The sequence below is a fragment of the Herbaspirillum sp. Her3 genome (assembly GCF_057961275.1).
The window spans coordinates 5,030,654-5,044,204 of record NZ_CM176328.1 but is presented as its reverse complement, the minus strand read 5'-3'; the positions used below and the strand labels follow the sequence as shown (position 1 = coordinate 5,044,204).

Below are 13,551 nucleotides of genomic sequence, written 5' to 3'. Positions count from 1 at the left end.
CCCGACCCGAGACCCGAGACCCGACCGATCCGCCCAGGCCATTGCCTCATGCGGTCTCGTCGGGTGCATCGAGCAGGATCTCGATGCGCTCCTTGCCCCGCCCAGTGTTCTTGCGCTTGAGCCGGATCGTTCCGACTTCGGCGGTGGTGCGCGGATGAGTGCCGCCGCAGGCCATGCGGGCAAATCCTTCCACTTCCCAATAACGGCGTCCGGCCGCTTCATCGCTGAAGGCGGTGACGATGGGCAGCCCGGCCGCCACCAGTTGCTGTGCGGCGGCCTCGATGGCCGGGAACAGCGGGGCCAGGCTGGTCTGGCTGGCGAAGTCCACGCGCGCCTTGTCCACCGCGATATGCGCGCCGATACGTTCGATGCCGGGGCACATCTGATAGACCAGCTGCAAGACCATCTCGGCAGCGAAGTGCAGGCGCATCAATCGGTAGCGCCGCGCCCAGTCGATCTGCAGCGTGACAGCATCGCCGGCCTTGAGGCCATGGCCGGGTGGCAGCGTATAGAGGATGGACTGCTCGCGCTTCTCGGCCTGCAGCACGGGATGCCCGCCCAGCGTGCCGGTGTCGCTTTCCTGACCACCGGAGAAGGCAAAGAAGATGGTCTGCGCCACCTGCACCTGATCGCCCTCGACGGCGGTGATGGTGGTGTCAAGCTCGGTCTGGTAGGGGGCAGACCAGAAAATTTTTTGCGTCATGGTATTGCCTGGCGGAATCAGTGGCGCTGCAATTCGATATGCGCCATATGGGGTGAGCGCAGATTCTACGATGAAAGCGGACTTGTCCGACGCTTCGCCGCTTCACGCCGGGGCCGTGTCGAGCAGGCGTTCGATGGCCGCAATATCGACCTCATCGCGCTGCGCCGGCCGCAGCAATTCATCGGCATAGCTGCGCCACAGCCCACTCTGCAGGAAGTAGCGGAACAACTGCGCATCCAGATGCTGCTCGCGGCACATCCTGGCCATGATGCGCAGGGACTCCGACAAAGTTTTGGCGGGCTTGTAGGGACGGTCCGCCGCCGTGAGCGCTTCGAATACGTCAGCCAAGGCCATCACCCTATCTTGCAGCGGCAACTCGCTTGCGATCAGGCGACGCGGGTAGCCGCTGCCATCCATTTTCTCGTGATGATTGGCGGCCGTGTCGGGCACGCTCTTGAGTGAGTCCGGCCAGGGCAGGCGCTTCAACATCACCAGGGTTTGCACGATGTGGTTGTTGATGGCGAAGCGGTCTTCCTCGGTCAGCGTGCCGCGCCGCACGGTCAGGTTGTGCAGCTCGCCCATGTTCTGCCGGTACTGCGGCAGTTTCATGTCGAAGCCCAGGGTGTTGCGCGGGTCGCCGCGTTCGACCGGAGGGCGGTGCTCGTCCTCCCAGGCCACCTTGTGCTCGGGCCGGTCGGCCAGCAATTGTTCGGTGCAGGGCAACGTCTGTTCAGGCAAGCCGGCGCGCGTGGCCAGCAGGCGGCGCCTTTCTTCGTCGGCCAGGCCCAGGGTGTCATCGAAATGGCGCTGCCAGGTCTGCGTGGCAATCTGCTGCAGGCGGACGATGGCCTCGTCGGACATGGTCTCGCCGCCGACGTTGCATTGTGCGACGAAGGCAAAGTCTTCACGCAGCCGCTGACGCCGTTCCTCCAGCCGTGCGCGCAAGGCCTCGGCCTGGTCCGCAGGCAGCGCGGCGGGCAGTGCGCGCAGCAATTCCAGCTCGGCATCGCGCCACAGCACTTCAAAGCGCATGCGCACTTCGTGGATGCGGTTGTGGATCACTTCCAGCTTGGTGGCCTTGTCGACGATGTGCTCGGGGCTGGTGACCTTGCCGCAGTCATGCAGCAGCGCTGCCAGCTGGAATGCGTAGCGCTGGTCTTCGTTCAGGGTGAAGTCCGCGTAAGGCCCTTCACGCTCCTGCGCCAGGCTTTCCACCAGCATGATGGCCAGGTGCGGCACGCGCTCGCAATGGCCGCCGGTGTAGGGACTCTTGGCGTCGATGGCGTCGGCCATCAGGCGGATCAGGGATTCCAGCAGTGCCTTCTGCGCGGCGATCAGCTGGCGTGTTTCGATGGCCACGGCCAACATCCCCGAGAGCCGCCGCGCGAAGGCCAGGAAGCGCGGATCTTCGTGTGCACTGTCATGCGCATGCATCAGTACCAGCACCCCCTCCAGCGAGCCGTTGCGGCCGCGCAGATCCAGTTCCACGCGCAGCCGCCCATCCCCGGTCTCATGGGCCTGGTCGCTGGCGGCACCCTGTTCGTCATAGGCCATGCTCTCGGCCAGGCCGCATTGCTGGCCGTAGGCTGCCGCGCGCTGCATCTGCCGCTGCTCGCGCTGCCACAGGTAGACCGCGCCACCATCGCAGCGCGTGGCCTGCACGAATTTTTCCAGGACCTGCTGCAGCATCTCCTCGACGTGGGTCTCGGTGCTGAGGATGGCGCTGATGTCGAGGAAGGCCTCCACCGTCAGGCTGACGTGATCCACCATGTCGGTGAGCATGTTGACTTCGCGCAAGGTGCTGCGATCGCGGTTCTGGGTACGGAAGTCGAAGCGCGACATGCGTCCGGCCTGCTGCGCCAGCCGCTCCATGCTGCGGCCGATGGCGCGTCCGGCCCACCAGCCCAGCGGCAGGAAGGCCAGTACCAACAGCAAGGCCACCAGCACCATGGTCTTGCGGTTGCGGTCCAGCTGGCCCAGCAGTTCGTCGCCGGGCGCGGCGATGAGCAGCTTGAGGGCATGACCGTCGATCACGTTGAAAGGCAGCGACAGGCCCAGCCATTCACGGCCTTCCACGCTGTAGAGGGCGCTGGATTCGCCCGCCCTTGCGCGCTCGGACAACTGCGTCAGGCTCGGCACGTCCAGTTCCGCGAGTCCCCGGAAACGAAAACTCTCGCCCTCCTGTTCCAGCACGCGCGCCATGTCGCTGTAGGCGATCACCTTCTGGTGCTCGTCCACCAGCGCCAGTTCGCTATGCGGGGTCAGGCGCAGGTTGCCCAGGCTGGTCGCCAGATCGTCCAGGGTCATGTCGATGGCCACCACGGCATCGCTGTAGCGGGCGCGCTGCGAGAGGCTGATGCCGATCTGGCGCGTGGTAAAGAACACGTACGGCGCCGAGATGGCCGGTATCAGCGAGCGGTCTGCGGCGGCGTACCAGGGCCGCGTACGCGGGTCGAAGCGATAGGCCGGTTCGTCGCGCAGGGATAGCAGTTTCAGTTCGGCGTCATAGAAGCGGTATTGGCCGTGCTGTGCACCGGCGGCATCGCGCACGATGCTTTGCACCAGGAAGGCTGCGTCGGGCGGGGCTGAAAAGAAGGCGCGCTGTTCGGCTCCACGCAGCGAGCGCACCAGCAGGAAATCGCCATTGGGGTAGCCCACGTAGACCGCCGACACCAGCGGATTGGCCACCAGGTCGATGGAGAAGGCGGCGATGCGCGTGAGGCGATCATCGAGACGGCTGGCTTGCGTGATCGGATCGAAGGCCAGCTGGCGCAGCGTGGCCACGGCGGGATCGATGATGCGGCGTGAGCGCTCGGTCATGATGCGGCCGGCGTCTTCGGCCGAGCGTTCGGCCATGTCCAGCAACACCTGGCGCGCGCCCCACCAGCCCACCGACACCAGTACTGCCGCCAGCAGGATCATGCCCGCCATCACCAGTCCGGAAATGCCGAAGCGCACCGGCAGGCCCGGCACGGTGGCGTCATCATCAGAGGGGGCAAACAAAGGGCGTTCGGGAGGGGGCATTGAGCACACAGTGGCTGGGTGACATGCAACGGAACCCGCGATGCCATCGGCGCCGCCGCACCACCGGCGCACAACGGGACACGGCCTTTTTTTGTTCGAGCCAATATACCGGAATTACGTTGGCGCAGCAAAAAGCAGTCAAGGGGTGTTTCATGCCGCTGACTGCTGCTGTGCAGGCGGGCCTGTGGCGCAGTACAGGCGCGGCTTGTGCGGCGGTTGCTCACGCATCGGCGACGGAAAAACCACACATTTGCCAACAGATGCAAGCATGTTGCTACATGTGGTGTACAATACGACTTGTACTTGCATCAAGTTGTATTCTTGTTGGTTCCAATTCCGCCTGACTGTCGTTCCCTCCTCGGTCGTTCTGTTTTCTTTCCTTCGGTTTCAGTTCTTGGTTTCAAGTGCCTTCGAGGCATGTGCCTTCATTCGTCCAAACTTTCCAGAGGAAACAAACATGAGCAGTCAAACCGGCGTAGTCAAATGGTTCAACGATGCCAAGGGCTTCGGCTTCATCACTCCTGATGCCGGCGGTGCCGACGTCTTCGCGCACTTCCAGGACATCCAGTCCAACGGCTTCCGCAGCCTGTCGGAAAACCAGCGCGTGTCCTTCGACCGCGGTGTCGGCCCCAAGGGTGAAAAGGCCACCAACATCAAGGTCATCTAAGACCGCGATCTTCGCGCAAGCGAACCCGAACATCCTCGCTGACCGCGCCTGAACGCCCCCGGAATTCCATACGCTCCAGGGGCCGGGCCGGCAGACCCGCAGTCTCTTCTTGTCGGCGCGATTTTTTCGCAGACTCTCACCTGGCAGATAGCCGGGGAGGGCCGGTTCCGCAGGAGGGGAGTGCGCAGGGCGCAGCCCTGCCAGAGAACCACTTGTGGCCGTGCAGATAGCGCGGGCGGGTGGACTACGAAGGCAGTGGCGCGCGCCGATCACGGCAAGCGCCGTGGAGCAAATAGTTAATTAATCGCTCGTAGCAGCGTGACACCGGACCGCACCAACGGCGGCCCCCGGACCACAACTCGAACACCTGGATTGCGACCGCACCGGCCACATAGGCCGGGCAGGACAACTCCGCAGCACCTGGCAGATCGCCAGGGTCATGGGGTAATCCAGCGTTAATCAATGAACGGCCCACCTGGTTCCAGGTGGGCTTTTTGCGTTCTGGAAACAATATAAATAATTTCTGCGAATCAGCCGGCAATGCCGTGTTCGCCTCCTCCGAGCAACTGCAGCGCCTGCGCCACTACCGTTTCCGGGGTGATCTGGAAATGCCGGTACAGCACCTCGGCCGGCCCCGGCGCGCCAAATCCAGCCATGCCGACGAAGCCGCCGCGCGTACCCAGGTATGGGTCCCAGCCAAAGCGCAGCGCTGCTTCCACCCCCACGCGCGCCGTTCCCTTGCCCAGGACCGATGTGCGATAGTCGTTGTCCTGCTGGTCGAACAATTCCCAGCACGGCAGCGAGACCACGGCCGTGGCAATCCCGCGTGATTCCAGCATGTCCCGCGCAGCACAGGCGATGACGACCTCGGAACCGGTGGCCAGCAGCGTGACCTGGCGCGGGCCACATTGCGCCTCTTCCAGCACATAGCCTCCGCGCGCGCAGAGATTGCTGGCCTCGTAACGCTTGCGCACCGGCGGCAGGCTCTGCCGGGCGAACACCATGCTGACCGGTCCGCCTTTATGCTGCATGGCCACTTCCCAGCATTCCACCGCCTCGCTGGCGTCGGCCGGGCGCATCACCAGCATGTTGGGCATGGCGCGCAATGCGGCGAGGATTTCCACGGGCTGGTGTGTCGGTCCGTTCTTGCCGATGCCGATGGAGTCATGGCTGAACACGAACTTGACCGGCAAGCCCATCAGTGCCGCCATGCGCATGGCGGGCCGTTCGTAATCCGAAAAGGCCAGATAGGTCACGGCCAGCGGGATCACGCCGCCATGGGCGGCCATGCCGTTGGCCATCGCGCCCATGACGTGTTCGCGCACGCCGCAATGCACGTAGGCGCCGCTGCGGTCGCTGGCCGTGAAGGCCTTGAGCGACCCCTTGTGTGCGGTGGGCGCTTCCAGATCGGCACAGCCCACCATGCGTTCGGGGATCACTTCGGCCAGCAGCTGGTTGATGGCCGCCGAGATGAGAATGCCGCCCTGGGCCTGTGCAGGCTCATGCGCCTGGCGCTTGAAGGCCAGCAGCACCTCTTGCCATCCGCTGGGCAGGTCGCCCCGCATGACACGCTCGAACTCGGCGCGCTGTGCCGCCGGCAGGGCGTGCAGGCGCTGCTGCCAGGCCGTGTGTTCATCTGTGTTGCGCTGGCCGAAGCTGCGCCAGGGAGAAAGAATTTCCTGCGGGATCTCGAAGGGACCATGCCGCCATTGCAGCAGCGCGCGTGCGGCCTGGGCATCCTCGGCGTAGAGCCGCGCGCTGTGGCCGCCGCGCTGGCCTTGCACGCGGGGGATGCCACGGCCGATGATGGTGCGGCAGGCGATCATCGATGGCCGGTCTGCTGCGTGCGCGGCCTCGAGGGCGCGCGAGACGGCGTCGATGTCGTGTCCGTCCACCTCCTCCACGTGCCAGCCTGCCACGCGGAAGCGCTCGGCCACGTTCTCGCTGATGGACAGTTCGGTGGTGCCATCGTCGGTGATCTGGTTGTCGTCCCACAGCAGGGTGAGCTTGGCCAGCCGCAGGTGGCCGGCCAATGAAATCATTTCCTGGCCGATGCCTTCCTGCAGGCAGCCGTCGCCGACGAAGGCATAGGTGCGGTGGTTGACGATGCCGTCGCCAAAGCGTGCGTTCAGATAAGCCTCGGCCACGGCCATGCCGAAGGCATTGGCGATACCCTGGCCAAGCGGGCCGGTCGTCACTTCGATACCCAGGCCGGGGGCATATTCGGGATGGCCGGCGCAGTGCGAGCCGAACTCGCGGAAGTTGCGCACCTGCTCCAGCGTGATGTGTTCGTAGCCGGTGAGATAGAGCAGGCTGTAGAGCAGCATCGAGCCGTGGCCATTGGAGAGCACTACCCGGTCGCGGTCCGGCCAGGTCGGATCGGCCGCATGGAAGCGCAGATGGCGGGCATAAAGCGCGGTGGCGATCTCGGCCATGCCGAGCGGAACGCCTTGATGGCCCTCGGTGGCGCGCACGATGGCGTCGATGGACAGAAAGCGGATGGCATGCGCCAGCGGCTGCAGGGGATGTGGGTTCATGACAGCAAGACGCACTGGCCCGGGTGATAGGGGCGATGCGCCAGTCTCCGTTGTAATGGTGGAGACTTATTCTTGGCGCCCAGTGCGGGCGCCGGCAAGCGATGAAAATTCAGGCTTGCCTGAATCGGCGTCAAGTAGGCACATGCGTTGCGCTCTCCTCACGCAGCCACTGCAAGAACAGCACCACCTCCGGCCGCGACTTGTTGCGTGCCGGGCAGACTGCAAAGTGCTGTGTGATCTCCAAGGCCATGCCCTCGGCAAAGACCGGCTGCAGGCGGCCGCTGGCCAGGTGACCGGCGCCGAAGGCATCGCTCTCGAAGACCACGCCCAGGCCCTGTACGGCCGCTTCGATGCTCATCATTGCGCGGTCGAAGCGCAGCGCGATGCGTTCCGGGCGCAGGTCCGGCGCATGGCGGGCAAACCATTCCGGCCACTGCAGGAGACTGCCGCGCGACTGGATCAGCGGCGCCAGCACCAGGTCTTCCGGGGTCTCGATGCGGTGGCGTGCGAGGAAGTCGGGGCTGGCCATCGGGATGACCTTTTCCGCCAGCACCGGCTCGATCTCCAGGTCCGGCCAGTGCGGCACACCGCAGCGGATATCCAGGTCCACCTGTCCGATCTCGAAATCGGAAATCTCCGGCGAGGCCGACAGGCCAAACGCAATCTCGGGATGGCGTTGCGTGAACCGTCCGATGCGCGGCATCAGCCAGAGGCTGGCGAAGCTGGGGCTGGAATGGATCTGCAGCGCGTTCTCCACGCCATGGCGCAGATCGTCGGTGGCCGAGTTGATCGCCCCGAGCGCACCGGCCACGCGGTTGAGGTAGCTCTGGCCGGCGGGCGTGAGCTCCACGCCCTTGGTGGAGCGCTCGAACAGGCGCAGACCCAGCAGCTTTTCCAGGCGCGCCACCTGGTGGCTGATGGCCGAGGGCGTGAGGTGCAACTCGGCGGCGGCGAGGTTGAAACTCTTCCTGCGCGCGATCGCCTCGAAGGCCATCAGGGAGGTCAGTGGAGGAATCATGGTGTCTCGGTTTTTGCTCTTGTGAAGGGTTCTGCTGCGCTACAGCACGAGCCGGCGTGGGCGTGCGGCCGATTTTAGCGCATCGATGCGGCAGATGAAGCTTCGTCACTTTCCCATGACAAAGCATCACTTGTCCGCACCGGATGAAAGTTCGAAGATCAGCGCCAGAACAACAGGGAGACACATCCATCCTCGCTATCCGGCGCCGCATCTGCTCGCAGGCAGCAGCGGCGGGGTCTTCGCTGTTGCTCGTTCGCACGCCACTTTCAGGAGACCACACCATGCTGCTCAAGAACAAAGTCGCCGTCATCACCGGCGGCGCCGGCCTCAATGGCCTGGGATTTTCCACCGCCCGCCTGATGGCCGCGCAAGGCGCGCGCGTCGTCATCCTCGACCTGGAGCGGGCCGAGCCATCCACCGCCGCCGCCCGCCTGGGTGAGGGCCATCTCGGGCTGGTGGCCGACGTGACCGACAAGGCGTCCTGCGAGGCCGCAGCGCAAGCGGTGCTGCAGCAGTACGGCCGCATCGACATCCTGGTCAACAATGCCGGCATCACCCAGCCGGCCAGGTTCCTCGACATCAGCGGCAAGGACTATGACCGCATTCTCGATGTGAGCCTGCGCGGCACGCTCCATATGTCGCAGGCGGTACTGCCGGCCATGCGCACGCAGCAAAGCGGCTCCATCGTCTGCATCTCTTCGGTGTCGGCCCAGCGTGGCGGCGGCATCCTGGGCGGCCCGCATTATTCGGCCGCCAAGGCCGGCGTGCTGGGCCTGGCGCGGGCCATGGCACGGGAGTTCGGGCCGGAAGGTATCCGCGTCAATTGCGTCACGCCCGGTCTCATTTCCACCGACATCAACAAGGACATCCTCAGCGCCGAGAAAAAGGCCGAGATCGCGCAGACCATTCCTCTGGGCCGTCTGGGCGGTCCGGATGATGTCGGCGGAGTGTGCGTATTCCTGGCCAGCGACCTGTCGCAGTACTGCACCGGCATCACGCTGGACGTCAATGGCGGCATGCTGATCCATTGAGTTGTTCATGCACCGGCTGACAGGCCGGCGCCGCTTCATCGATCCAGATCATTAGAAAATCACAGGAGACAAGAGATGAAAGATGAGAATGTGCCAACGAAACCCGCTCGCCGAAAAGTATTGAAGGCAGCGGCTGTGGCGTCTGCCTTGCCGCTGTTTTCCATCCTCTCGCGGCCGGCAGGTGCCGCTGAATTTACTTATAAATTCGCTACCGGACAGGACCCGTCGCACCCGGTCAACAAGCGTGCCCAGGAAGCCATCGACCGCATCCGCAATGCCACCAACGGACGCATGGAGATCAAGCTGTTCCCGGCCAACCAGCTGGGTTCCGATACGGACCTGATGTCGCAGATCCGCAATGGCGGGGTGGAATTCTTCAACCAGGCCAATACGGTGCTCTCCACCCTGGTCCCGGCCGCCGGCATCGTCAATACCGGTTTTGCCTTCCAGGATTACGCGGCAGTGTGGAAGGCCATGGATGGTCCGCTGGGCGCCCACGTGCGTGCGCAGATCGAGAAGGTCGGCCTGCTGACCCTCTCCAAGCCTTGGGACAATGGCTTTCGCCAGATCACCACCTCCACCCGCGCGGTGAAGACGGCTGCCGATGTGAAGGGACTCAAGCTGCGTGTGCCGGCCGCACCCATGCTGACTTCCCTGTTCTCGGCGCTGGGTGCGAGCCCCACGCCGATCAACTTCAACGAAGTCTATTCGTCGCTGCAGACCAAGCTGGTCGAAGGCCAGGAAAATCCGCTGGCCATCATCAGCACCGCGCGCCTTTACGAAGTGCAGAAATTCTGCACGCTCTCCAATCACGTGTGGGATGCCTACTGGATCCTCGGCAATCGACGGGCCTTTGAAAAACTGCCCAAGGACATCCAGGAAATCGTGCGTCGCGAACTCGATCAGGCAGCTACCGACGAACGCGCCGACATCGCCAGCTTTTCCAGTCTGGCCCGCAACGAACTGGCGGGCAAGGGTTTGCAGATCGTCGATGCCGACAAGGGCTCCTTCAAACAGGCGCTGGCCCAGGCCAACTTCTACAAGGACATGCGCGCCAAGTTCGGCGAGGATGCATGGAAACTGCTGGAAGCCAGCGTGGGTGCGCTGGGCTGAAGACACCATGTGCAATGCAAGAAGGGCCGGACATCAATGTCCAGCCCTTCCTGTGTGCATCAGCGCGGTCCGCCGCCGGGGCCGCCATCTCCCCAGCCGCCGTGCTGTCCGCCACCGCCACCCGGGCCAGGCCCGCAGAACCAGGGGGCGCAGACACAGCCACCGAGCGTGGTCAGCAAAAGCGCTGCTGCCAGCAGCGTCGTCAATCGTTTCATGTTCGAACCTCAAAAATTAAACACATGCAGTGAGGCCGCATTGGACAACGACAGTTTGCTAAGCGCAGTCAGGTAATTGCAACAAAGGATGTCAGTATCGTTCCGGTTCAGTCGAAGCCGCGCACACGCTCCTTGTCCATGCGGGGCAATTCCCAGTGGAATCGGATCGCCAGCAGGCGCACCGCAAAGCCCAGCAGCAGCGAACTCAGCGTGGCGATGCGGCCATCGATGTGCCAGTACAGGAGCAGCACGTAGAGCGTGCCGGTCAGCAGCGACACGCTGGCATAGATCTCCCGGCGCAGGACCAGTGGAATTTCATTGCATAGCACGTCGCGCAGCAGGCCACCGAATACACCCGTGACCATGCCCAGCATGACCACGATGGCAGGATGGAAGTCGTCGAAGCTGCGCGCGATGTCGCAGCCGATGATGGTGAAAGCGACCAGCCCGAGCGCATCGACCACCAGGAAAGCGGACCTGAAATGATGCAGGGCACGTGCCGCCACGGCCGCCACGATGGCCGCGCAGATGGTGAAGCCCAGGTACTCCGGATGGGCCACCCAGCCCAGCGGATAGTGCCCGATCAGGACGTCGCGCACGGTACCGCCGCCCAGCGCAGCCACCGTGCCGATGAGGCAGATGCCGAAGATGTCCATGTCCTTGCGGATGCCCATGAGCGCACCAGAAATTGCTTCGGCGCAGATGGCGATGAGATAGATGGTATGCAGCAGCATGGCAGGATCCGGGCTGGCCGGTGAGTCGCGGATCCTGGATTATTGCATGGCGCGCTAGCTCGCCATGCTGCGGTACTCCGGATCAGGCCGAGGTATCGACGATGCTGCCGATGGACTTCAAGCCCGAGCTGATGCTGTCGGAGACCGAGTGGGCAGCCGAGGAGATGGCATCGACCGTGCTGTCGTAGGCGCTTTCGATATCGTCGCCTACGTCGTCGACCACATCCTTGATCGGCTGGATGAGGGTGTTGTAGAGGGTGCCGTGGGCGGAGGCGGCGGTGCTGCTGTCCGTGGTGCTTTTGCTGGTGGACGTACTGTCGCTGGAGGACGCGCTGGAACTGTCGGAAGTTTTTTTACTGGCGGCCGCAATTTTGCTGGCGGCCGCGCTGTTGCCGGTGTAGGCGCTGTTGCTGGACGAGACGGACGACACGCTCATTTGAGACTCCCTTATGATGGATATGCAGCCGGCATCCCGTCCGTCTGCACGGAGGGATGCCCACAGGAGTCATGATAGGCAAGCCAAACCAAGGTGCAAAGGTATCGCCACTCCTTCAATGCGTAAAGAAACGAAAGGCCGTGTAAAGCAGTGTTGGCGCGCACAGGGCTCGCGGTCGCCCACAGCCAGGTTCTTACTGCGCCAGGGCCAGCGTGGTGTCCTTCTGACGCAGTGCTGGCGAGGTCACGGCGGGCACGGATGTGCGGCTGGCGGCATGGCTGATCTTGAAGACTGACATCGCCTGGCTCAGCTTGATGGACTGGTTGCGCAGGTTCTCGGCGGCAGCGGCGGCCTGTTCCACCAGCGCTGCATTCTGCTGCGTGGTTTCGTCGATGGCATTGACGGCCTGGTTCAGCTGTTCGATGCCACCGCTTTGCTCATTGCTGGCCACCGTGATCTCGGCCATGGTCACCGCCATGTTTTCCACTGCGCCACCCAGGTCGCCCATGGCTTGCGCGGTCTCGCGTACCAGATGGTTGCCGCTCTCGACCTTGGCGCGCGAGTCGTCGATCAGGCCCTTGATGTCCTTGGCGGCCGAGGCCGAGCGTTGCGCCAGGGTGCGCACTTCCGCCGCCACCACCGCAAAGCCGCGTCCCTGCTCGCCCGCGCGGGCCGCTTCCACGGCGGCGTTCAGGGCCAGGATGTTGGTCTGGAAGGAAATGCCGTCGATCAGCCCAATGATGTCCACGATCTTGTGCGAGGCGGCGTCGATTTCTTCCATCGTCTTGCCCATGCGCTGTACCGAATGGCTGCCGCGCTGGGCGATGGCCGAGGCGGCTTGTGCCTGGCGATCGGCATTGGCGGCCGAGTCGGCGTTCTGGCGTACGGTGGCGGCGAACTGCTCCACGCTGGAAGCGGTTTCTTCCAGTGCCGACGCCTGCGACTCGGTACGGCTGGACAGATCCATGTTGCCGCTGGCGATTTCGCCGGTGGAGATGGTCATCGATTCCACGTTGCGGCGCACGTCGCCGATGATGGCGCGCAGGTTCACGTTCAGTTGCTGCAGGGCTTGCAGCAGCAGGCCCATGTCGCCGCTTGCGTTGGTATCGATATGCAGGTCCAGGTCGCCGCCCGCCAGGCCATGCACTGACTTGATGGCCCGCTGCAGCGGCGCCACGATGCTCGCATGCAGCAGCGCCCATGATCCCAGCAGCAAGACCGTGCCGGCGAAGGTGCCCAGCCACACCGCATAGGGGCTGCCGCCGGCCGTTTGCACGGCACTGCCCGCAACCGCGCCGCCGAGGATGAACATGAGCGTGAGCACGCTCATCATCCAGCCCAGCCGCTTGGCCACCGGCATATCGCGCAGGCCCTGCAGCCAGCCGGTCAACCCGGTGCGGGCCACCGCACCGCGATGAATGCGCAGGCCGCGCGCCTGACCACCGACGAAGCGCCGGTAGGCACTGTCGGCAGCTTGCACCTGTTCACGCGTGGGGCGGGTGCGTACCGACATGTAACCGACCGCACGGCCGTTTTCGCGCACCGGCGTGACGTTGGCCTGGACCCAGTAGTAATCGCCGTTCTTGCAGCGGTTCTTGACCAGTCCGTTCCAGGGCAGGCCTTCCTTGAGCGTGGCCCACATGTCGGCGAAGGCTTCGCGCGGCATCTCGGGATGGCGCACGATGTTCTGCGGAGCACCGATCAATTCCGCTTCGTCGAAGCCGCTGATTTCCACGAAGTAAGGATTGACGTAGGTGATGTTGCCCTGCAGGTCGGTCTTGGAGACGATGGACTTGCCATCCTCCAGCAACCGTTCGGTAGTAGTGATCGGTAGATTCGTGCGCATGGTGTTGCCCCCGTTACCTGACCGTCGCTGACATTGCGAGTCGACGGCCGTGCCGCTGTTGAAGAAAGCCACGGTGCTTTGTCCCCAAGCGCCGCAGCCCCGTTTTCAAGTCAGGCCTTGTGGGGCCTGGCGTGGAATTTCAAGTCGGTAAGGCGATTCGCGGTCTGTCCTCTATGGCGCTGCGCCGTCAGCCTGTGTCCGGCTTGATCGTCGCAACAGGGCAACCA

At 64.0% G+C, this 13,551-nt stretch carries 11 protein-coding genes; 3 read left to right on the top strand and 8 right to left on the bottom strand.

Going from position 1 to position 13,551, the window contains the following annotated elements:
• Positions 1 to 46: 46 nt before the first annotated feature.
• Both ACVC5H_RS22945 and ACVC5H_RS22940 read right to left on the bottom strand, forming a co-directional pair.
• Positions 47 to 703 carry an alanyl-tRNA editing protein gene (locus ACVC5H_RS22945; protein ID WP_489620022.1) on the bottom strand — a complete coding sequence of 219 codons (657 nt, stop codon included), beginning with the start codon at positions 701 to 703 and terminating at the stop codon, positions 47 to 49.
• A 102-nt stretch (positions 704 to 805) separates the two neighbouring features.
• A complete protein-coding gene (locus ACVC5H_RS22940; RefSeq protein WP_489620021.1) occupies positions 806 to 3,727 on the bottom strand; it encodes an HD domain-containing phosphohydrolase in 2,922 nt (973 codons plus the stop codon).
• Between the two features lie 457 nt (positions 3,728 to 4,184).
• Here ACVC5H_RS22940 and ACVC5H_RS22935 point away from each other — a divergent pair, with 457 nt between their 5' ends.
• On the top strand, positions 4,185 to 4,394 hold the full coding sequence (locus tag ACVC5H_RS22935) for a cold-shock protein (protein WP_088756495.1): 210 nt from the start codon (positions 4,185 to 4,187) through the stop codon (positions 4,392 to 4,394).
• Between the two features lie 530 nt (positions 4,395 to 4,924).
• Here ACVC5H_RS22935 and ACVC5H_RS22930 read toward each other — a convergent pair.
• Positions 4,925 to 6,931 (bottom strand): transketolase family protein, encoded by a 2,007-nt coding sequence (locus ACVC5H_RS22930; RefSeq protein ID WP_489620020.1) that lies wholly within the window; start codon positions 6,929 to 6,931, stop codon positions 4,925 to 4,927.
• Positions 6,932 to 7,061: 130 nt separating this feature from the next.
• The gene (locus ACVC5H_RS22925) at positions 7,062 to 7,949 is read right to left on the bottom strand and encodes a LysR substrate-binding domain-containing protein (protein WP_489620019.1); all 888 of its coding nucleotides are present in this window, start codon (positions 7,947 to 7,949) and stop codon (positions 7,062 to 7,064) included.
• Positions 7,950 to 8,230: 281 nt separating this feature from the next.
• Here ACVC5H_RS22925 and ACVC5H_RS22920 point away from each other — a divergent pair, with 281 nt between their 5' ends.
• A complete protein-coding gene (locus tag ACVC5H_RS22920; RefSeq protein ID WP_489620018.1) occupies positions 8,231 to 8,980 on the top strand; it encodes an SDR family NAD(P)-dependent oxidoreductase in 750 nt (249 codons plus the stop codon).
• A gap of 75 nt (positions 8,981 to 9,055) precedes the next feature.
• Positions 9,056 to 10,093 (top strand): TRAP transporter substrate-binding protein, encoded by a 1,038-nt coding sequence (locus ACVC5H_RS22915; RefSeq protein WP_489620017.1) that lies wholly within the window; start codon positions 9,056 to 9,058, stop codon positions 10,091 to 10,093.
• A 59-nt stretch (positions 10,094 to 10,152) separates the two neighbouring features.
• Here the strand turns inward: ACVC5H_RS22915 and ACVC5H_RS22910 are convergent, their stop codons facing one another.
• From ACVC5H_RS22910 to ACVC5H_RS22895, 4 genes are all read right to left on the bottom strand, one after another.
• Positions 10,153 to 10,308: a hypothetical protein gene (locus ACVC5H_RS22910; RefSeq protein ID WP_489620016.1), complete on the bottom strand. Its 156-nt coding sequence runs from the start codon at positions 10,306 to 10,308 to the stop codon at positions 10,153 to 10,155.
• 107 nt (positions 10,309 to 10,415) lie between these two features.
• A complete protein-coding gene (locus tag ACVC5H_RS22905; protein WP_489620015.1) occupies positions 10,416 to 11,042 on the bottom strand; it encodes a trimeric intracellular cation channel family protein in 627 nt (208 codons plus the stop codon).
• Between the two features lie 82 nt (positions 11,043 to 11,124).
• Complete coding sequence (locus ACVC5H_RS22900; RefSeq protein ID WP_489620014.1) at positions 11,125 to 11,478, bottom strand: hypothetical protein; 354 nt, start codon at positions 11,476 to 11,478, stop codon at positions 11,125 to 11,127.
• A gap of 193 nt (positions 11,479 to 11,671) precedes the next feature.
• Positions 11,672 to 13,324, bottom strand: coding sequence for a methyl-accepting chemotaxis protein (locus tag ACVC5H_RS22895; protein WP_489620013.1), 1,653 nt, complete (start codon positions 13,322 to 13,324; stop codon positions 11,672 to 11,674).
• Positions 13,325 to 13,551: the final 227 nt, after the last annotated feature.

What these genes read in the sequence shown, in the direction of transcription:
- ACVC5H_RS22910 (WP_489620016.1), bottom strand. Translation starts at nt 10,308, where the DNA reads ATGAAACGATTGACGACGCTGCTGGCAGCAGCGCTTTTGCTGACCACG.
- ACVC5H_RS22925 (WP_489620019.1), bottom strand. Translation starts at nt 7,949, where the DNA reads ATGATTCCTCCACTGACCTCCCTGATGGCCTTCGAGGCGATCGCGCGC.
- ACVC5H_RS22900 (WP_489620014.1), bottom strand. Translation starts at nt 11,478, where the DNA reads ATGAGCGTGTCGTCCGTCTCGTCCAGCAACAGCGCCTACACCGGCAAC.
- ACVC5H_RS22935 (WP_088756495.1), top strand. Translation starts at nt 4,185, where the DNA reads ATGAGCAGTCAAACCGGCGTAGTCAAATGGTTCAACGATGCCAAGGGC.
- ACVC5H_RS22940 (WP_489620021.1), bottom strand. Translation starts at nt 3,727, where the DNA reads ATGCCCCCTCCCGAACGCCCTTTGTTTGCCCCCTCTGATGATGACGCC.
- ACVC5H_RS22945 (WP_489620022.1), bottom strand. Translation starts at nt 703, where the DNA reads ATGACGCAAAAAATTTTCTGGTCTGCCCCCTACCAGACCGAGCTTGAC.
- ACVC5H_RS22905 (WP_489620015.1), bottom strand. Translation starts at nt 11,042, where the DNA reads ATGCTGCTGCATACCATCTATCTCATCGCCATCTGCGCCGAAGCAATT.
- ACVC5H_RS22895 (WP_489620013.1), bottom strand. Translation starts at nt 13,324, where the DNA reads ATGCGCACGAATCTACCGATCACTACTACCGAACGGTTGCTGGAGGAT.
- ACVC5H_RS22915 (WP_489620017.1), top strand. Translation starts at nt 9,056, where the DNA reads ATGAAAGATGAGAATGTGCCAACGAAACCCGCTCGCCGAAAAGTATTG.
- ACVC5H_RS22920 (WP_489620018.1), top strand. Translation starts at nt 8,231, where the DNA reads ATGCTGCTCAAGAACAAAGTCGCCGTCATCACCGGCGGCGCCGGCCTC.
- ACVC5H_RS22930 (WP_489620020.1), bottom strand. Translation starts at nt 6,931, where the DNA reads ATGAACCCACATCCCCTGCAGCCGCTGGCGCATGCCATCCGCTTTCTG.